We start from the raw sequence: 19,251 nt of genomic DNA, 5'->3' as shown, positions 1-19,251 counted from the left end.
AGGGCCCTCCCGGGGAGGGGCCGGGGCGGGATCAGCCCGCGACGCGGACGCCGAACTGGAAGGGCATGTTGCGGACGGCCTCGTACTTGACGCCGCCGCGCGGGTTGGAGGCGTGCAGCGTCATCCCGTTGCCCGCGTACAGGCCGACGTGGTGCAGGTCGTCGTAGAACAGGATCAGGTCGCCGGGCTGGAGTTCGCTCAGGCTCAGGTGCCGGCCCGCGTTCGCCTGGTCGTAGGTGACGCGCGGGAGGTCCACGCCGGCCTGGCCGTAGGCCCACTGGACCAGGCTGGAGCAGTCCCACGAGTCGGGGCCCGTGTCACCCATGTGGTAGGCGTCGCCGAGCTGCGTCTTGGCGTACTCGAGGGCCTGTCCGGCGCGGCCGGAGCCCTTCGCGCCGCCGCCGAGGTTCGCGCGGTCGCCGTCGCTGCGGCTGGCGCGCTTCTCGTCCTCGCCGAGCTTCGCCCGCTCGTCCGCGCTCAGGGAGTTGAGGACCGCCTGCGCCGCGGCCAGCTTCTCCTGGGCGGCCTTCTTCTTCTCGTCCAGTTCCTTGCGGGTGGCCGCGAGGTCGGCGAGCTTGCCCGAGGCCTCCTGGCGCTTCTGCGCGAGACTGCGCTGCTTCGCCTGGATCTTCTGGACCGCTTCGACCTGCTTGCCGCTCAACTGCTCCATGGTGGAGGCCTTGTCGAGGTAGCTGTCGGGGTCGCCGGAGAGGAAGAGCGCCAGCGAGTTGTCGATGCCGCCGGTGCGGTACTGGGCACTCGCCATCGAACCGAGGGCGCTGCGCAGGGTGTTGAGCTCGTCCTGCCCCTTGGCGACCTGGTCCTGGAGCTGGCTGATCTCCTTCTCCAGCTTGTCCTGGCGCTCCTTGGCGCCGTTGGCCTTCTCGGCGGCCTGCTCGGACTCCTCGTAGAGCGCGTCCACCTTGGCCTTGGCCTCGTCCTTGCTCGGCTGCGGAGCGGCGGAGGCGCCGTTGGCGGAGAGGACGACGGCCGCGGCGGCGGTGGCCGTCAGGACGGTCACGCGGAGGCGGCTCGGCTGCTTGGGTCGACGGTGGGACGCCACGGGGGCGAGCTCCTTCTTCCTAGAGCCGCCGGAGCACGCACACCCGGCAGCCCCTTCGGCCGGCACCCCGAATGAGTGATCCATCGCACGAAGGTTTGGGGCGACCCTAGTGACCCTCCTGTGATCAGTTCAAATCCTGGCGGCAAAAAAATCGGTCACCGACCAGCTTCTTTACTTTCACCCCACGCGCCGTAGCGGTCACTTGACGGTACGTTCCGAAAATCCCGGCAAATACCCCATGCCGCCCAGGAGTTACGAAACGCGCGAAAGCCGCTTCAGCAGCAAGGCGGACGTCACCGGCCGCGCTCCCGCCTTGGCCACCCCGTCGGCCACCTCGCGGTCGGTGGAGACCACGACCACCGGGCGCCCGGGCGGCTCCGCGCGCACCAGCTGACGGATCAACTCGTCCGCCGTGACGCCCGCCTTGGAGAACAGCACCCGCACCCCGCGCGGCGGGGCCAGCAGCACCGGCGCGGCCAGCTCGGCCCCGTCGAAGACGCAGGTCATCTCCGCCCCCGTCTGCGCGGCCAGCATCGAGAGCCCGCCCAGCAGCCGCAGCCGCTGCTTCTCCAGCGGCATCGTCGGATAGCCGGTCTTGGTCACGTTGTAGCCGTCCACCACCAGATGGGCCTGAGGCAGCGCCAACAGCTGGTCCAGCAGCGCCGGATCCGTCTCCGACAGCGCCCGCGCCGCGATGTCCTTCGGGGTCATCCGGCCCGGCTCCACCGCCTCGACCGTGTCCGCGGGCCGCGTCGAGACCGGCGGCAGCGCCAGCTCCCGGCGCAGCCCCTGGGCCGCTTCGAGCACCGTGTCCAGCAGCAGCCGCAGCCGCATGTCCTCGATGCTGCGCCCCTCGCGGGTGGCCCGGCGCGAGGTCTCCAGCGCCGACTCCACCTCCGCCAGCCGCGACTTCAGCCGCCGGGACTCGCTCTCGGCGGCCACCACCCGGGCGCCGGTCTCGCTGCGGATCCCGTCGATCTCGGCCATCACCTTGCGCAGGGCCGCCTCGCCCCGCTTGACGTCGTTGAGCGCGCTGCGCAGCTTGCGCTGAAGCGATTCGGCTTCCTTGCGGGACGCCTCCAGCTCCGTGCGCACCTGCTCGCCGCCGTTGCGGTGCTGCTCGCGCAGGTGCGCCAGCTCCTCGCGCAGCCGCTCCAGTTCGCGCTGGGTCTCCTCGCCGACCCGCTCGGCGTCGGCGCGCTGCGCCTCCTCGCCGGCCGCGGCCACGAGCTTGACCCAGCCCGCGGGGCGCAGGACGTACGCGGCGGCCGCCACGTCGAGGGGATCGGCGGCGGCGGGCGGCGCGCCGCACTCCAGCGCGGCCGACAGGTCCGGCTGGGCCTCGCGCAGCTTCTCGGCGACCCGGCCGCGGAAGACGGCGTCCGTCTCCACGGCGGCCGCCATGGCGTTGCCCGCGAACTTCGCCCGCCGGGTGGGGGTGAACCGGGCGTACTGGCGCAACTGGCCCGGAAGATCGGCGACCGTCAGGCCGCCGAAGGCGTCCGAGACCAGCGCGACCACCCGGCGCCGCACGCCTTCGGGCAGCGGGCGGTCGAGCACCTCCGCGGCGTCGCCGGCCGCGTCGGCCGGCTCAGCGCCGCTTGCTGGCTCCACGATCCGTCACCCCTACCGTTACGTCCTGACCGCGGGCCCGGACTCCCTAGGAGTCCGCACCCGGCCGGTCCACGAGTTCGATCTGGTCCACCGCGTTGCACCAGCGGCAGCGGACCGACTCGATGGTCTCATTGACCACCTCGCGCTCCTCGACCTTGGGCTCCCCGGCGAGGTCCAGGTGGACGTACTCCACGACCTTCGACGAGCGCGTGACGTCGAACCGCGTGAGGTTGCCGCACAGCGTGCAGCGCCACCGGGTCGTCTCGGTCGGCAGGGGAACCGTCATCGGGCCGCTCACTCCTTCGTCGCTGTTTCAATTAAAGCGGTCCACACCTCTCGGCGGGGACCGCAGCTCGTAACCCTACGGCCTGACGCCGCTTCCGCGCGGGGCGCCGTCCGCTGCGCGGGACGCGGCGGGGCGAGCTGCCCGGGTCCCTCCGGTTACGCCATGCTCTGTCCCATGAGCGTAAGGTGGCGGACCGTCCGCGAGGCCGCGCGCGGCCCGGTGGTGACGTACGCGCTGATCGCGGCCTGCGCCGTCGTCTTCGTCATGAGCCCGGCCTCCGGGCTCAACCCGGTCTACGGCACGGGCGAGCGGCTGGTCGCCTCCGGCACGGCGTACTTCCGGCACTGGGGCGTCGTCCCGGACGAACTCCTCGGCGGCGGCCGCCGCGCCCTGCTCACCCCGCTGACGGCGCTCTTCGTGCACGGCGGCTGGCTGCACCTGCTGGGGAACTGCCTCTTCCTCTACGTATTCGGCGCGATGGCCGAGGAGCGGATGGGGCGCGCGCAGTTCCTCGTCTTCTACGTCACCACCGGCTACCTCGCGCTGGCCGCCTACGCGGCGGCCAACGCCACCTCGGACCAGACCCTGGTCGGCGCCTCCGGGGCCATCTCGGCCGTCCTGGGGGCCTTCCTGTGCCTCTTCCCCAGGGCCCGGGTGACCAGCCTCTTCCCGTTCCTGTTCTTCGTGCCGCTGCGCTTCCCGGCCTGGATCGTGCTGCTGTTCTGGTTCGGCCTGCAGTGGCTGGCGGCGCACCGCGCCGGGAGCGGGCCGGGGGTGGCCTACCTGGCCCATGTGGTGGGCTTCTCGGGCGGGTTCCTGTACGCGTGGGTCCGATATCGGCGTACGACTAGAGTGAGGCGACCAGCGACGGCCACCGAGGGAGACAGCCAGCCGTGATCACCGCGATCGTGCTCATCAAGACCAGCGTGGACCGCATCCCCGAGATCGCCGAGTCGATCGCCGCGCTGGAGAACGTCAGCGAGGTCTACTCCGTCACGGGTACGTACGACCTCATCGCGCTCGTCCGGGTGCCGCGCCACGAGAACCTCGCGGACATCATCCCCGGCCGCATCAGCAAGATCCCTGGCGTGGAGGCGACGGACACCCACGTGGCGTTCCGCACCTACTCCCAGCACGACCTGGAGGCGGCGTTCGCGATCGGCCTCGACGCGTAGCGCCGGCCGCGGCCGTTTCGCCTCAAACGCCGGCGGGGCTGGGGTATGGCCCCTGGCCCGGGGTGGCGGGCCGCGGCCGTGCCGGTGCCGCGCACGAGCGTCTCCTCGGCTCGCGGCCTCACCGGTTCGGAGAAAGTCCCCAGCGGTGGCCGCTCGTCCTGCGGGGACACTCCTGCCCGTCCCCGTCCCGACCCCGACCCGCGGCGTGGGCCATGGCGTCAGGGACCACTAGCCCTACCCAGCCCCGCCGGCGTTTGAGGCGAACCACCGCGGGCCGGGACGCCCACCCCCGGGCCAGGGGGGCATACCCCAGCCCCGCCGGCGTTTGAGGCGAACCCGCCGACCCCGGGCCAGGGGGCATGCCTCAGCCCCGCCGGCGAATGAGGCGAGCGTCAGACGGCCGGGACGCAGCGGCCTTCTTCCGTGCGGTACGTCCACTGCGCCCCCTGCGCCACCAACTCCCGCACGGCCCCCACGAACCGCTCCACGTGCTCGTCCGGCGTACCCGCCCCGAAGCTGACCCGGATCGCGTTCAGCGACCGCTCCCCCGGCTCCGACTCCGGCGCCCCGCACTCGCCCGGCTCCTGCGGCGCGCTGCCCAGCAGGGTCCGGACCAGCGGGTGGGCGCAGAACAGGCCGTCGCGGACCCCGATCCCGTACTCGGCGGAGAGCGCGGCGGCGAAGTGCGAGCTGTTCCAGCCGTCCACGACGAAGGAGATGACGCCCACGCGCGGCGCGTCGTCACCGAACAGGGACAGGATCCGCACGGCCGGGACCTCGGCCAGGCCCTCGCGGACCTTCGCGATCAGGTGCCGCTCGCGCGCGACCAGGGTGTCGAACCCGGCCTCGGTCAGCGCCCGGCAGGCGGAGGCGATGGAGTAGACGCCGATGACGTTCGGCGAACCGGCCTCGTGGCGGGCCGCGGTGGTGTGCCACTCGACGTCCACGCCGCCGTCCTCGCGCCGGGCCACCTTCCGGGAGGCACCGCCGCCCGCGAGGTACGGCTCGGCCTCCTGGAGCCAGTCGGCCCGCCCCGCGAGCACGCCCGAGCCGAAGGGCGCGTACAGCTTGTGCCCGGAGAAGGCGACCCAGTCGACGTCCAGGTCCTGCACCGACACCGGGTGGTGCGGGGCGAGCTGGGCGGCGTCCAGGACGATCCGCGCGCCGTGGGCGTGCGCGGCGGCGGCGAGTTCCCTGACCGGCCACAGTTCACCGGTGACGTTGGACGCGCCGGTGACGCAGACCAGCGCCGGGCCGTAGCCCCCTTCAGTCGATGCAGTGCGGTCGGCCAGCGCCCGCTCCAGCGTGGCGACGGCCTCGCCCGGGGTGCGCGGGGCGTTCAGGTAGGTGACCCGGGCGTCGCGCCAGGGCAGCAGCGAGGCGTGGTGCTCGGTCTCGAAGACGAAGACCTGGCAGTCGGCCGGGAGCGCCTGGCCGAGGAGGTTCAGCGAGTCGGTGGTGGACCGGGTGAAGATCACCTGATCGGCGGGGCGGCAGTCGAGGAACTCCGCGACCGTGGCCCGGCTCTGCTCGAAGAGGTCGGTGGAGAGCTGCGAGAGGTACCCGGCCCCGCGGTGCACGCTGCCGTAGTAGGGGGCGTACGCGGCCACGTCGTCCCAGACCCGCTGCAGCGCCGGGGCGCTGGCGGCGTAGTCCAGCGCCGCGTAGGTCACTTCGCCGCCGGTGACCAGCGGCACGGTGACGTCCCGGCCGAGCACCTGGAGCGGCTCGGCACAGGCGGCGTCGCAGGCGGCGCCGACGCTCGTGTCAGCGGTGGAGGTGGTGGCGGCGTTCAGGGATGCGGACATGGCGGTATCTCCCGGCAGGCAGGGGTGAATGGCTTCAGGGGGCCCGTACGCGGCCGCGGAGGGCGGGGTACGGGGAGTCCCGGGAGACGGGGTGCGCCGGCGGTACCGGAGGTACGCGGACAGGACCCTGTTCCGGGGGGTGAAGAAGGGGCTTGAGCGCCCTATCGCATTCGCTTGCTCACGGAAAACGCTCCTCGAGAGACCAGGACCCCTGGATTCGAGGGATCCGCGCTTGCCGCAAGCCTCGCTGCCTGCGGCCTGGTCATCACCCGGGGCACCCCGCCACGGAAGGAGGGTTGCCGGACAGCAAGCCGGGGCCTAAACGCTGTCACTCGTGACCTGGTCTGCATCCTGCCACACGATCTCCCGCGCACAAGCCCCGGTCCGCATGTCGGAACCGGGGCCCGGCGCGAAACCGACCCTGCTCAGGCGTTGCTGGCCTTCACCCACCGGTCCAGCGCGGCCAGGGCCGCACCGGAGTCGATCGACTGCGCCGCCCGGGTGACGCCCGCCGCCAGCTGCTCCTCCAGCGTGCCGCTGCCCGGGTCCAGGGCCACCAGCGCGGCCGCCGAGTTCAGCAGCACGGCGTCGCGCACCGGGCCGCCCTCCCCCGCCAGCAGGCGCCGGGCGACGTCCGCGTTGTAGGCGGGGTCGGCGCCCCGCAGCGCGGAGACGTCGACCAGGGAGATGCCGATGTCGCGCGGGTCGAAGCCCTGCTCGGTGACCTTGCCGTCGCGCACCCACCACACCCGGGAGGTCGCCGTGGTGGTCAGCTCGTCGAAGCCGTCGTCGCCCCGGAAGACCAGTGCGGAGGAGCCGCGTTCGGCGAGCACGCCCGCCACGATGGGGGCCATCCGGGGGTCGGCGACGCCGGTCGCCTGCGCCCGTACCTTCGCGGGGTTGGTCAGCGGGCCCAGCACGTTGAAGGTGGTCCGGATGCCCAGTTCCCTGCGGGCGCCCGCGACGTACCGCAGCGCCGGGTGGAACTTGACGGCGAAGCAGAAGGTGATGCCCGCCTCCTCGGCCACCTCGGCCACCCGCGCGGGGGTCAGGTCGAGGTTGACGCCCAGCTGCTCCAGGACGTCGGAGGCGCCGCTGGAGGAGGACGCGGCGCGGTTGCCGTGCTTGACCACCTTGGCGCCCGTCCCGGCGACCACGATCGCGGACATCGTCGAGATGTTGACCGTCTTGGCGCCGTCGCCGCCGGTGCCGACGATGTCGACCGTCCGGCCGGGGACCTCGATCAGGTTGGCGTGGTCGTACATGGTCCGTACGAGGCCGTTGATCTCGGCGACGGTCTCGCCCTTGGCCCGCAGCGCGACCACGAAGCCCGCGATCTGGGCGTCCGTCGCCTCTCCGCGCATGATGCGGTCCATCGCCCACGCCGTGTCGTCCGCGCCGAGGTCGCGGCCGTCGAGCAGGGCGTCCAGTACGGCCGGCCAGGTGCGGGCCGCCACGCTGTCGCCGCCCGCCGGGGTCACAACGTTCATGGTCCGCTCCTGATGGTCCACAGTCGATGGGTGAGGCCCCAGCCTATCCAGGCGGGGAGTACGGCAAAGAGCCCCGTCCAGTGACTGGACGGGGCTCTTGCCGTGGCGACGCGGAGACTGACCGGAATCAGTCCGTCAGGCGGAGTCAGTGGTGGCCGTGGCCGCTCTGGATCTCCTTGTACTCCTCGGACGTGGGCTTCGGGATCTGGTTGTCCTCGCCGTAGAAGCCCTTGCTCAGCTTCGCGCGGAGCTTCTCGACGCCCGAGACCTTGCGCTCGACGCCGTTCTCGTCGACCGTCGGGCCGATCTCGAGCGGCTTGTACTGCTCGTACGAGGTCAGCGTGTGCAGCTGGCCCTGCGAGAGCGGCTCGTGGACCTCGACGAACTCACCGTGCGGCAGGCGCTTGATGATGCCGGTCTCGCGACCGTGCAGCACCTTGTCCCGGTCCCGGCGCTGGAGGCCGAGGCAGATCCGCTTGGTGATGACGAAGGCGATGACCGGGCCGACGAAGAAGCCGATCCGCGCGAACCACGTGATCGAGTTGATCGACAGGTGGAAGTACTGCGCGAACATGTCGTTGCCGCCGGCGATGAGCAGGATCACGTACCAGGTGATCCAGGCGACGCCGAAGCCCGTACGGGTCGGGACGTTGCGCGGGCGGTCCAGCAGGTGGTGCTCGCGCTTGTCACCGGTGACCCAGGACTCGATGAACGGGTAGACCGCGATCGCGACCAGGATCAGCGGGAAGATCACCAGCGGGATGAACACGCCCAGGACGAGCGTGTGGCCCCACAGGTTGATCTCCCAGCCCGGCATGGCACGGATCAGGCCCTCGGAGAAGCCCATGTACCAGTCGGGCTGCGCACCGGTGGACACGTGGTCCGGGCGGTACGGGCCGAGCGCCCAGATCGGGTTGATCGACGCCAGCGCCGCGATGGCCGCGATGACACCGAAGACCAGGAAGAAGAAGCCTCCGGCCTTGGCCATGTAGACCGGCAGCAGCGGCATGCCGACGACGTTCTTGTTCGTCTTGCCGGGGCCCGCGAACTGGGTGTGCTTGTGGTAGAAGACCAGGATCAGGTGGGCCACCAGCAGGCCCATCATGATGCCGGGCAGCAGCAGGATGTGGATCGAGTAGAACCGCGCGACGAAGTCGCCGCCGGGGAACTCGCCGCCGAAGAGGAAGAACGACAGGTACGTGCCGACGACCGGCACGGACAGGATCGCGCCCTCCATGAAGCGGACACCGGTGCCCGAGAGCAGGTCGTCCGGCAGGGAGTAACCGGTGAAACCGGTGAACATGCCGAGGACCAGCAGCAGGAAGCCGAAGATCCAGTTGACCTCGCGCGGCTTGCGGAAGGCACCCGTGAAGAACACGCGCATCATGTGCACGAGCATGGCCGCGACGAAGATCAGCGCCGCCCAGTGGTGGATCTGCCGGATCAGCAGACCACCGCGGACCTCGAAGCTGATGTCCAGGGTCGAGGCGAAGGCCTCGGACATCCGGACGCCCTGCATCGGCACGTACGAGCCGTGGTACACGACCTCGTTCATGCTCGGGTGGAAGAACAGCGTCAGGTACACACCCGTGAGGATGATGATGATGAAGCTGTAGAGGCAGATCTCACCGAGCATGAAGGACCAGTGGTCCGGGAAGATCTTGCGCATGTTCGCCTTGGCGAGGCCGTAGATGCCCAGGCGGCCGTCCGCCCAGTCCGCTACGCGCTCGCCGGCAGGCGCTTTGCGCCCCGTCGTTTCAGTGGCAGTGCTCATCCGCGCTCCCAGAATGCAGGACCGACGGGCTCTTCGAAGTCGCCATGCGCTTCGAGGAAGCCTTCGTCATTCACGCCGATCCGCAGCTGCGGGAGCGCGTGACCGGCCGGGCCGAAGATGACGCGGGCGCCGTCGGAGAGGTCGAAGGTGGACTGGTGGCACGGGCAGAGCACGTGGTGCGTCTGCTGCTCGTACAGGCTGATCGGGCAGCCGACGTGGGTGCAGATCTTCGAGTAGGCCACGATTCCCTCGTGGGACCACTCCAGCTCCCGCTTGTCCTTGATGTCCTCCGGCTTGATGCGGACGATCATCAGGGCAGCCTTGGCGATCTGCGTCTGGAAGTCGTGCTGGTCCTCCTCCAGGCCTTCCGGCCGGGCGAAGGTCAGCGAACCGACCACGACGTCCTCGGGACGCAGCGGCTCGTTCGTGTTGTCGTTGATGAGCAGCTTGCCCTTGGCCCACACCGTCTTGCGGAGCTTGGTCTCCGGCAGGGGACCCAGGTCGCGCAGGATCACGACGGCGGACAGCGGCAGCATGGCCAGCGCGCCCAGCATCGTGTTGCGGATCAGGGGGCGACGGCCGATGGCCGACTCCCTGGCGCCGTCGGCGAAGTCCTGCAGGACCTGCGCCTTGACCTCCGGCGGAGCGGCGATCTCGTGGCGCTCGGCGGCGACCTCGACGTCGGACATCAGGGTGCGGGCCCAGTGGACCGCGCCCGCGCCGATGCAGAAGAGGGCGGTGCCCAGCGTCATGCCGAGGGCGAAGTTGAGCGCGCTGACCTTCCCGATGGGGAAGATGAACACGATCTTGTCCACCGGCAGGGTCACGTACGAGGCGATGAAGCCGATCGTGGCCAGCATCGACAGCGTGAACAGCATCGCGACCGTGCGCTCGGAGCGCTTGGCCGCCCGCTCGTCGATGTCCTGGATGCGGGGCTTGTGGGCCGGCAGGCCCGGGTCGGCGAACGGGTCGTCCGCCACTGCCACGCCACCGTGGTGCGCGTCGCCCTGCTCGCTCGGCAGGTGCTTCTCTACGGGAATGTCTTGGCTACTCATGACTTCTTGGCCTTAGCGGTGTGGGCCGCGACCCAGACGGCGACAGCGATCAGCGCACCCAGTCCGAAGATCCAGCCGAAGAGGCCCTCGGACACGGGGCCGAGGCCACCGAGCTTGAGGCCGCCGGGGCTGTTCGACTTCTCGCCGTTCACGTTCTGGAGGTACGCGATGATGTCCTTCTTCTGCTTCTCCGGCATGGTGCTGTCGGGGAAGGAGGGCATGTTCTGCGGGCCGGTGAGCATGGCCTCGTAGATGTGCTTCGGCTCGACGCCCTCGAGGTTCGGGGCGTACTTGCCGTGCGTCAGCGCGCCGCCCTCACCGGTGAAGTTGTGGCACTGCGCGCAGTTGTTGCGGAACAGTTCGCCACCCCTGGCGATGTCGGCACCCGCCGGGTCGTACTGCTTCTCGGTCGGCGTGATCGGACCGGCACCGAGGGACGCGATGAACGCGGCCAGCTGGTCGGTCTGCGCCTGGGTGTAGATGACGGGCTTCTTCGGCACCTGAGCGCCGGGCTGCTGGGCGGGCATACGGCCCGTGCTCACCTGGAAGTCGACGGCCGCGGAGCCGACACCCACCAGGCTCGGGCCGTCAGAGGAACCCTGACCGCCGGTCCCGTGGCAGCTTGCGCAGCCCACGGCATAGAGCTTCTTGCCCTCCTCGATGGCGAGGGACTGGGAGGTGTCGTCTGCCTGCGCATTGCCCGCGGGCGCGAAGGCGGCGTACAGCCCCCCGGTGACCGCCAGGGCGAAGAGTAGAACGACGACCGCCGCCAGCGGATGGCGTCGTCGTGCGGAGAGCTTTTTCACGGATTACCCCGGTGTCAGGATCTTCTGCGTCGGTGTGTCTGGATGGAGTGCCGGGACCTGCCCGGCGACGTGTTCGCTACTTGATCAGGTAGATCGTCGCGAAGAGGCCGATCCAGACGACGTCGACGAAGTGCCAGTAGTAGGACACGACGATGGCCGACGTGGCCTGTTCGTGGGTGAACCTCTTGGCCGCGTACGTCCGGCCGAGGACCAGGAGGAAGGCGATGAGGCCGCCCGTCACGTGCAACCCGTGGAAGCCGGTGGTCAGGTAGAACACCGAGCCGTACGGGTCTGACGAGAGACTCAGGCCGTCCTTCTTGACCAGCTCGGTGTACTCGAACACCTGGCCGCCAATGAAGATCGCACCCATGACGAACGTGATGATGAACCACGTCCTGAGCTTCTTCACGTCACCTCTCTCGGCGGCGAATACGCCGAGCTGGCAGGTGAGCGAGGAAAGCACCAGGACGGTGGTGTTCGTCGCCGAGAAGGGCAGATTCAAGGCCTCGGCCTGTTCTGCCCAATGCTCGGCGCCCATCACCGATCGCAGGGTGAAGTACATCGCGAAGAGGGCCGCGAAGAACATCAGCTCGGAACTCAACCAGATGATCGTTCCGACGCTGACGAGGTTCGGCCTGTTGACCGTCGGGTGCGCGTGCCCGGTATCTACTGTCGTTGCTGTCGCCACGACCGACATTATGTCGGTCGCTTATCCCGCCCTCACCCCGGGGGGTGCCGTTCGGAGTGTCCGGGGCGTGTGCAAGGCCCGAACGGCCCATCGGAGGCCCCCGCGAACCGATGTTGACAGGGTGTCGGACGGAGTAGCATCCGCGACATCATCAACGTGATTCATGTGACACGTGGAGGAACGAAATGCGGGCGACTGCGCGGGTTCTGGTCTACAGCGATGACGCCAACACCCGGGAGCAGGTGCGGCTGGCGTCCGGGCGCAGGCCCGCAGCGGACCTGCCGCCGGTGGAGTTCCTGGAGTGCGCCACCCTGGACGCCGTCCTCAGCGAGCTGGACGCGGGCGGGATCGACGCCTGCGTGCTGGACGGCGAGGCCGCGCCGGCCGGGGGCATGGGCGTGTGCCGCCAGATCAAGGACGAGATCTTCCGGTGTCCCCCGGTGCTGCTGCTGATCGGGCGCCCGCAGGACGCCTGGCTGGCCACCTGGAGCCGGGCGGACCGTGCGGTGACCCTGCCGGTCGACCCGGTGGAATTCCCCGGGGCGCTGGCCGACGTCCTGCGGACGCGGCTGTCCCTGAACGCCTGAAAGCCCGCAAGGGCCCCCGAACGGCGCGCGGCGGCCCCTGGAGCCCTCCTACGGGCTTCCAGGGGCCGCTGCGTCGCTTCCGCGGCCGGTGCCGGGCGTGTCCGGCGGGCCGGGCGCGGTGCGGTGGGCGCCGACGGCGCCTCAGACCCGGGGGCGCAGGCGGGCGGCGTCGACGGGACTGCGCCCGTCCTGGGTGCCCTTGAGCAGGGCGCTGCCCTCGCGCCAGTCCTTCCAGTCCAGGTTCCAGTCGCCGTAGCCGTTGCCGAAGGGGTCCATGTCGTCGCCGATGCTGTTGATCACCCGGACGATGTCGCCCTCGCTGATGTTCTCGTAGAACCAGGCGGCGTTCGCGGTGCTCATGCCGGTGCAGCCGTGGCTGACGTTCTCGTAGCCCTGCGAGCCGACGGACCACGGCGCGGCGTGGACGTATTCACCGCTCCACGTCACCCGGGTGGCGTAGTACACGGGGAGGTTGTAGTACTCGCTGCTGCCGACGCCGATGCCGACGGTGTCGCCGCGCATCTGGACGAAGTACTGCTTGCCCAGCACGACCTTGACGCCGTTGCGGGTGGAGAAGCCGGGCTTTCCGGTGGTGACCGGAATGGTGTTGATCACTTCTCCGTTGCGCTTGAAGGTCAGTTGGTGCGAGGAGGCGTCGGTGATGGCCTCGACCCGGTCGCCGATCTCCAGCGTGAGCGACTTGGCGGCGGCGCCGTAGAGCCCGTCGGCGATCTTGATGCCCTCCAGGTTGCTCCGTACGGAGACGGTGGTGTTGGCGGGCCAGTACTCCTTGGGGCGGAAGTGGAGCCGCTTGTCGTCCACCCAGTGCCAGGCTCCCTGGACGTGGGCGGGGGACTCAACGATCAGGCCCCGCTCGACGACGGCGCGGGCCGCCTTGTCCTTGACGGGTTCGGTCAGTTCGGCCGTCAGGGGCTGGCCGACGCCGTATTTGCCCGCCTCCGGGCCGAATTCGACGTGGACGACCTTCTTGGCCGGGGTGGTCTCGAAGTTCAGCGTGCGCTGCCCCTGGGCGCCGCGTTCGTCCTCCGTGCCGACCGTGACCGTGTAGCGGACGCCCGCGGCCATCGGGGCGGTGCTGTGCCAGCGGTCGCCCTTGGCGGAGAGCTCGCCCGCGAGGTGCCGGCCGTGGGTGTCGACGGCGCTCACGTCGGTGATGCGGCCGTCGCCCTTCTTGGCGGTGACTTCCAGCGGGCGGTCGGGGTCGACGGGACGGCCGCCCGACGCCTGGTTGAAGGCGACCTCGTCGCCCGCGTCGTAGGGGCGGGCCGACAGCGGGTTGTTCTCGCCGGACCCGCATGCGGTGGCGCCGGCCCCGAGGGACGCGACCAGCAGGGAGCAGCCGACTACCGTCCAAAGACGCGGTGAGTGGTTCATGGGACCACGCTATGAAGATATGCCCGGCACGGCGCGCGGGGTGACTGCAAACGAGGGGCCCGGACCCCTCTCGAAGAGGTGTCCGGGCCCCAAGCGGGTGACGCGGTGCCGCACTACTGGTTGGCGTTCTCGCCCCGGTAGTACTCGTACACCCAGCCCCACAGACCGATCAGGATCAGCGGCGCCGAGAAGTACATCAGCCACCAGCCGAAGACGACGCCCATGAAGGCGAAGGCGCCACCGATGGCCAGGGACAGCGGCTGCCAGCTGTGCGGGGAGAAGAATCCCAGCTCGCCGGCCTCGTCCGCGACGTCGGCCTCCAGGTTGTCCTGGGCCATCTCGTCCACGCGCCGGGCCGTGAAGGCCAGGTAGTAGCCGATCATGACGCTCAGGCCGAAGGCCAGGAAGAGAGCGGTGGTCCCGACCGGTTCCTTCGACCAGACGCCGTACACGACGGCCATGATCAGAATGAACAGGGAGAGCCAGAGGAACATCCTGCCCTGGATCTTCACTTGCCGGCCTCCTTGCCACCGGTGACGGCCTGGTTGGCCACGCTGTGGTCCTCGAGGTGGTCGAGGGCAGCGATCTCAGGGTGATGCAGGTCGAACGCCGGGGACTCGGAACGGATCCGCGGCAGGGTGAGGAAGTTGTGCCGCGGCGGCGGGCAGGACGTGGCCCACTCCAGCGAGCGGCCGTAGCCCCACGGGTCGTCGACCTCGACCTTCTTGCCGTACTTCGCCGTCTTCCAGACGTTGTACAGGAAGGGCAGGATCGACAGGCCGAGCAGGAACGAGCTGATCGTCGAGATCGTGTTCAGCGCGGTGAAACCGTCGGCGTCGAGGTAGTCCGCGTAACGCCGCGGCATGCCTTCCGCACCCAGCCAGTGCTGCACCAGGAACGTGCCGTGGAAGCCGATGAACAGCGTCCAGAAGGTGATCTTGCCCAGGCGCTCGTCCAGCATCTTGCCCGTGAACTTCGGCCACCAGAAGTGGAAGCCGGCGAACATCGCGAAGACCACGGTGCCGAAGACGACGTAGTGGAAGTGCGCGACGACGAAGTACGAGTCGGAGACGTGGAAGTCCATCGGGGGCGAGGCCAGGATGACGCCGGTCAGACCACCGAAGGTGAAGGTGACCAGGAAGCCGATCGTCCAGAGCATCGGGGTCTCGAAGGACAGCGAGCCCTTCCACATGGTGCCGATCCAGTTGAAGAACTTCACACCGGTCGGGACCGCGATCAGGAAGGTCATGAAGGAGAAGAACGGCAGCAGCACACCACCGGTGACGTACATGTGGTGGGCCCACACGGTCACCGAGAGGCCCGCGATCGCGATGGTCGCCGCGATGAGGCCGATGTAGCCGAACATCGGCTTGCGGGAGAAGACCGGGATGACCTCGGACACGATGCCGAAGAACGGCAGCGCGATGATGTACACCTCCGGGTGGCCGAAGAACCAGAAGAGGTGCTGCCAGAGCAGGGCACCGCCGTTGGCCGCGTCGAACACGTGCGCACCGAACTTGCGGTCGGCCTCCAGCGCGAAGAGCGCGGCGGCCAGCACCGGGAAGGCGAGCAGGACCAGCACACCGGTCAGCAGCACGTTCCAGGTGAAGATCGGCATGCGGAACATCGTCATGCCGGGAGCGCGCATGCAGATGATCGTGGTGATGAAGTTGACCGAACCGAGGATCGTGCCGAAGCCGGAGAAGGCCAGACCCATGATCCACATGTCACCGCCGATGCCGGGCGAGTGCACGGCGTCGGTCAGCGGGGTGTAGGCGAACCATCCGAAGTCGGCCGCGCCGCTGGGCGTCGCGAAGCCGCCCACCGCGATGGTCGAGCCGAAGAGGTACAGCCAGTACGCGAACATGTTCAGCCGCGGGAACGCCACGTCGGGCGCGCCGATCTGCAGCGGCATGATCCAGTTCGCGAAGCCCGCGAAGAGCGGGGTGGCGAACATCAGCAGCATGATCGTGCCATGCATGGTGAACGCCTGGTTGAACTGTTCGTTCGACATGATCTGCGTGCCCGGACGGGCCAGCTCGGCGCGCATGAAGAGCGCCATGATCCCGCCGATGATGAAGAACACGAACGACGTGACCAGGTACATCGTGCCGATGGTCTTGTGGTCGGTGGTGGTCATCCACTTCACGACGACATTGCCCGGCTGCTTGCGCCGTACCGGCAGCTCGTTCTCGTACGAGTCCGCGGCGGCACCCTGAGGCTGGTTGAGGATGCTCACAGTTTGTTCACCTCAGCGTTGCGGGCCGGGTCGGTCTGCTTGATGCCGGCCGGCAGGAAACCGGTCTGCCCCTTCTCCGCCAGGTCCTTGAGGTGCTTGCGGTACTCCTCGGGGGACACGACCTTGACGTTGAAGAGCATCCGGGAGTGGTCGACGCCACACAGCTCGGCGCACTTGCCCATGAAGACGCCCTTTTCGGTCGGGGTGACCTCGAAGACGTTGGTGTGGCCCGGGATGACGTCCTGCTTGAACAGGAAGGGGACCACCCAGAAGGAGTGGATGACGTCGTTCGACGACAGGACGAAGCGGACCTTCTCGCCCTGGGGGAGCCAGAGCGTCGGACCCGGGTACTTGAGGCCTTCGGCCGCCTTGTCCGGGTTGACGTCCGCCGGGGTGCCCTTGTCGTAGACGCCCTCGGCACCGGCCGGGAAGTCCTTGGTGTAGCGGTCCGGGATGGAGGCCAGTTCCTTGGGAACCGTGCCCGCCTTGGGGGTCACCGCGTCGCCGTCGACGTCCTCGACGTAGTTGAAGCCCCAGCTCCACTGGAAGCCGATCACGTTGATCGTGTGCGTCGGCTTCGCGGAGAGGGACAGCAGCTTCGACTCGTCACGCGCGGTGAAGTAGAACAGCACCGAGACGATGATGAGCGGGACAACCGTGTACAGCGCCTCGATCGGCATGTTGTACCGGGTCTGCGGCGGGACCTCGATCTTCGTCCGGCTGCGCCGGTGGAAGACGACGCTCCAGATGATCAGGCCCCAGACCAGGACGCCCGTGATCAGCGCGGCCGCCCAGGACCCCTGCCACAGGGAGAGGATGATCGGCGCCTCTTTGGTGACCGGGTCCGGCATACCGAGGTTGGGGAAGTTCTTATATGAATACGAGCAACCAGTGGCGGTCGCCAGGACCACGCCCGCAGTCAGCGCCTGCAGCAGCTTCCGCCGCATCGGGCGCCGCGGCGAGCGGTCGGAGCCGTAGGGACTCACGTAGCGCCTTCCCGAGAGTCTCGGCCCGCGCGGTCGGCCGCGGCCGTGTTCGGGTCGGTCGCCGGCCCTGACGCAGGCAGGGGTTTGGATGTTTATGCGGACCAAACCCTACTGGACGCTATTTGGGGTCGCGCGGGGAGGGTGCCCAACGCGCCGCTACTGCCCCCGAAGGGGTGGCTCCGCCGTACGGGGGAAGGTCCGTCCGGCCCTGAATGGCGGCCTCCCGTGGCCATCTGACGGGGTCTGACCTCGGGGGACGTCCGCCGGCGCGGACCCTGCGGCTAGCGTGGGCGGATGCCGTACTTCGACGCCGCCTCCGGCGCTCCGCTCCACCCGGTCGCCCGGCAGGCCCTGCTGGCCGCCCTGGACGAGGGCTGGGCCGATCCCGCCCGGCTCTACCGGGAGGGCAGGCGGGCCCGGCTGCTGCTGGACGCGGCGCGGGAGGCGGCGGCCGAGGCCGTGGGGTGCCGCCCGGACGAACTCGTCTTCACTCCTTCGGGGACGCACGCCGTTCACGCGGGCGTCGAGGGCGCCCTGGCGGGTCGTCGGCGCGTCGGAACGCACCTGGTGCTCTCCGCGGTCGAACACAGTTCTGTCCTCCATTCGGCGGCGGCAGTCGAGTCACGCGGGGGCGCTTTCACCGAGGTGCCGGTCGACCGCACCGGCGCCGTGTCCGCGGAGGCGTTCGAACGGGCGCTGCGCACCGACACCGCGCTGGCGGCCCTGCAGTCCGCCAACCACGAGGTGGGGACGGTCCAGCCGGTGGCGGAGGTGGCCGAGCGCTGCCGGGCCGCGGGGGTGCCGCTGCTCGTGGACGCGGCCCAGTCGCTGCCGTGGGGTCCGGTGCCCGGGGGCTGGTCGCTGCTGACCGCGAGCGCGCACAAGTGGGGCGGGCCGGCCGGGGTGGGTCTCCTCGCCGTCCGCAAGGGCGTCCGCTTCGCGCCCCAAGGCCCGGGCGGGGAACGGGAGTCGGGCCGCTCCCCCGGCTTCGAGAACATTCCGGCCATCGTGGCGGCCGCGGCCTCGCTGCGGGCCGTACGGGCGGACGCGGCGGCCGAGTCGGAGCGGCTGCGGGTGCTGGTGGACCGGATCCGGCGGCGGGTGGCCCGGCTGGTGCCGGACGTGGAGGTGGTCGGCGATCCCGTGCGGCGGCTGCCGCACCTGGTCACCTTCTCCTGCCTCTACGTGGACGGGGAGGTGCTGCTGCACGAGCTGGACCGGGCCGGGTTCTCGGTGTCGTCCGGGTCCTCGTGCACGAGCTCGACGCTCACCCCGAGCCACGTGCTGAAGGCGATGGGGGTGCTCTCGGAGGGCAACGTCCGGGTCTCGCTGCCGGTGGGCACGACGGCGCAGGAGGTGAACGGGTTCCTGGAGGCGCTGCCGGGGGTGGTGGCGGGGGTCCGCTCCCGCCTCGGCGTGGCGCCGGCTCCGGATCCGGCGGCCGGGGGGTCGGCCGGGTCCCTGGTCGTGGACGCCCTCGGGATGCGGTGCCCGCAGCCGGTGATCGAGCTGGGGAACGCGATCGGGGGCGTGGCGGTCGGCGGCACGGTCACGGTCCTGTCGGACGACGAGGTGGCGCGGCTGGACATCCCGGCGTGGTGCGGGATGCGGGGGCAGGAGTACGTGGGCGAAGCGCCTGGCCCCGGCGGGGCGGGGGTCGCGTACACGGTCCGGCGGGTGGTGTAGGGGGCCGGGAGCCCCCGGCGCCCCCGGCGCCGCGGCCGGCCTGCCCGGACGCCTGCCGCCGCCGGGCGTCCGGGTTCCCCTACGCCGCCCGGCGCGGCCGGCCGGTCGGGCGACTGCCGCTGCGCGCGGCATCCGCTGCCTCCGGCGGCGCGGCCGGCCCGCCCGGGCGAGTGCCGCCGCGCGCGGCATCCGCTGCCTCCGGCGGCGCCTCAAACGCCGGCGAGGCTGGAATGGCGCCCCTGCACGCGGCCCGGCGAGGCTGAGGTGGGGTCGCTGCACGCGGCCCGGCACGGGTGAGGTGGCACGGGCATGGCCGGGTGCGTCTCAGCCCGCGCCGCACACCCCTGCCTGGCCCGGCACATTCCAGCCCGCACGGGCGCACTCAGCCCGGCCGGGGACATCCCAGCCTGCCCGGCGATTGAGGGCGCCCGAACGTGCACGGGCGCACCCACCGCAGCCGGGCACACCCAAGCCCGCGCACTCAGCCCAGCCAGGTACATCCCAGCCCGCCCGGCGATTGAGGGCGCCCGAACGTGCACGGGCGCACCCGCCCCAGCTGGGCACACCCAAGCCCTCGCAGGCGCACTCAGCCCGGCCGG

At 70.3% G+C, this 19,251-nt stretch carries 17 protein-coding genes and 1 riboswitch; of the genes, 4 read left to right on the top strand and 13 right to left on the bottom strand.

The window, feature by feature from the left end; genetic code table 11:
• Nucleotides 1-31 precede the first annotated feature (31 nt).
• From AC0693_RS08680 to AC0693_RS08670, 3 genes are all read right to left on the bottom strand, one after another.
• Nucleotides 32-1,063 (bottom strand): C40 family peptidase, encoded by a 1,032-nt coding sequence (locus AC0693_RS08680; protein ID WP_469336571.1) that lies wholly within the window; start codon nt 1,061-1,063, stop codon nt 32-34.
• Between the two features lie 252 nt (nt 1,064-1,315).
• Nucleotides 1,316-2,680: an NYN domain-containing protein gene (locus AC0693_RS08675; RefSeq protein WP_356409786.1), complete on the bottom strand. Its 1,365-nt coding sequence runs from the start codon at nt 2,678-2,680 to the stop codon at nt 1,316-1,318.
• 43 nt (nt 2,681-2,723) lie between these two features.
• A complete protein-coding gene (locus tag AC0693_RS08670; RefSeq protein WP_356409713.1) occupies nt 2,724-2,963 on the bottom strand; it encodes a hypothetical protein in 240 nt (79 codons plus the stop codon).
• Between the two features lie 162 nt (nt 2,964-3,125).
• Here AC0693_RS08670 and AC0693_RS08665 point away from each other — a divergent pair, with 162 nt between their 5' ends.
• Both AC0693_RS08665 and AC0693_RS08660 read left to right on the top strand, forming a co-directional pair.
• Nucleotides 3,126-3,860, top strand: a complete 735-nt coding sequence (locus tag AC0693_RS08665) for a rhomboid family intramembrane serine protease (protein ID WP_469336569.1) — start codon at nt 3,126-3,128, stop codon at nt 3,858-3,860.
• Nucleotides 3,857-4,138 carry an Lrp/AsnC family transcriptional regulator gene (locus tag AC0693_RS08660; protein ID WP_351040466.1) on the top strand — a complete coding sequence of 94 codons (282 nt, stop codon included), beginning with the start codon at nt 3,857-3,859 and terminating at the stop codon, nt 4,136-4,138. Before AC0693_RS08665 ends, AC0693_RS08660 begins: the two co-directional genes overlap by 4 nt.
• Before the next feature lie 392 nt (nt 4,139-4,530).
• Here the strand turns inward: AC0693_RS08660 and AC0693_RS08655 are convergent, their stop codons facing one another.
• From AC0693_RS08655 to ctaE, 6 genes are all read right to left on the bottom strand, one after another.
• Entirely contained in the window at nt 4,531-5,946 is a 1,416-nt protein-coding gene (locus AC0693_RS08655) for an aminotransferase class V-fold PLP-dependent enzyme (RefSeq protein WP_478801295.1), read from the bottom strand.
• 223 nt (nt 5,947-6,169) lie between these two features.
• Nucleotides 6,170-6,286: riboswitch (SAM riboswitch) on the bottom strand.
• An 85-nt stretch (nt 6,287-6,371) separates the two neighbouring features.
• A complete protein-coding gene (gene trpD / locus AC0693_RS08650) occupies nt 6,372-7,436 on the bottom strand; it encodes an anthranilate phosphoribosyltransferase (protein ID WP_469319225.1) in 1,065 nt (354 codons plus the stop codon).
• A gap of 145 nt (nt 7,437-7,581) precedes the next feature.
• On the bottom strand, nt 7,582-9,210 hold the full coding sequence (qcrB, locus tag AC0693_RS08645) for a cytochrome bc1 complex cytochrome b subunit (protein WP_356409702.1): 1,629 nt from the start codon (nt 9,208-9,210) through the stop codon (nt 7,582-7,584).
• A complete protein-coding gene (gene qcrA, locus AC0693_RS08640) occupies nt 9,207-10,265 on the bottom strand; it encodes a cytochrome bc1 complex Rieske iron-sulfur subunit (protein WP_469319226.1) in 1,059 nt (352 codons plus the stop codon). Before qcrA ends, qcrB begins: the two co-directional genes overlap by 4 nt.
• Nucleotides 10,262-11,071: a cytochrome bc1 complex diheme cytochrome c subunit gene (qcrC, locus tag AC0693_RS08635; protein ID WP_356409696.1), complete on the bottom strand. Its 810-nt coding sequence runs from the start codon at nt 11,069-11,071 to the stop codon at nt 10,262-10,264. Before qcrC ends, qcrA begins: the two co-directional genes overlap by 4 nt.
• Nucleotides 11,072-11,147: 76 nt before the next feature.
• On the bottom strand, nt 11,148-11,768 hold the full coding sequence (gene ctaE / locus AC0693_RS08630; protein WP_356409693.1) for an aa3-type cytochrome oxidase subunit III: 621 nt from the start codon (nt 11,766-11,768) through the stop codon (nt 11,148-11,150).
• Between the two features lie 176 nt (nt 11,769-11,944).
• On the opposite strand from ctaE, the gene AC0693_RS08625 reads away from it, so the two are divergent.
• Nucleotides 11,945-12,346 (top strand): hypothetical protein, encoded by a 402-nt coding sequence (locus tag AC0693_RS08625; protein ID WP_356409690.1) that lies wholly within the window; start codon nt 11,945-11,947, stop codon nt 12,344-12,346.
• Between the two features lie 141 nt (nt 12,347-12,487).
• Here the strand turns inward: AC0693_RS08625 and AC0693_RS08620 are convergent, their stop codons facing one another.
• The 4 genes from AC0693_RS08620 to ctaC all read right to left on the bottom strand — a co-directional run bounded on the left by AC0693_RS08620 (nt 12,488) and on the right by ctaC (nt 16,966).
• The gene (locus AC0693_RS08620; protein ID WP_469319227.1) at nt 12,488-13,741 is read right to left on the bottom strand and encodes a L,D-transpeptidase; all 1,254 of its coding nucleotides are present in this window, start codon (nt 13,739-13,741) and stop codon (nt 12,488-12,490) included.
• Between the two features lie 113 nt (nt 13,742-13,854).
• Entirely contained in the window at nt 13,855-14,253 is a 399-nt protein-coding gene (locus tag AC0693_RS08615; protein ID WP_356409685.1) for a cytochrome c oxidase subunit 4, read from the bottom strand.
• Nucleotides 14,250-15,980 (bottom strand): aa3-type cytochrome oxidase subunit I, encoded by a 1,731-nt coding sequence (ctaD, locus tag AC0693_RS08610; RefSeq protein WP_356409683.1) that lies wholly within the window; start codon nt 15,978-15,980, stop codon nt 14,250-14,252. The genes AC0693_RS08615 and ctaD overlap by 4 nt, the downstream gene beginning before the upstream one ends.
• Entirely contained in the window at nt 15,977-16,966 is a 990-nt protein-coding gene (ctaC, locus tag AC0693_RS08605) for an aa3-type cytochrome oxidase subunit II (RefSeq protein ID WP_356409680.1), read from the bottom strand. Before ctaC ends, ctaD begins: the two co-directional genes overlap by 4 nt.
• A gap of 294 nt (nt 16,967-17,260) precedes the next feature.
• Here ctaC and AC0693_RS08600 point away from each other — a divergent pair, with 294 nt between their 5' ends.
• A complete protein-coding gene (locus tag AC0693_RS08600) occupies nt 17,261-18,652 on the top strand; it encodes an aminotransferase class V-fold PLP-dependent enzyme (RefSeq protein ID WP_469336565.1) in 1,392 nt (463 codons plus the stop codon).
• Nucleotides 18,653-19,251: the final 599 nt, after the last annotated feature.

The sequence above is a fragment of the Streptomyces sp. NPDC043876 genome, from assembly GCF_056435825.1.
Note: the sequence above shows the minus strand (reverse complement) of the source record. Positions and strands in the feature narration are given on the sequence as shown.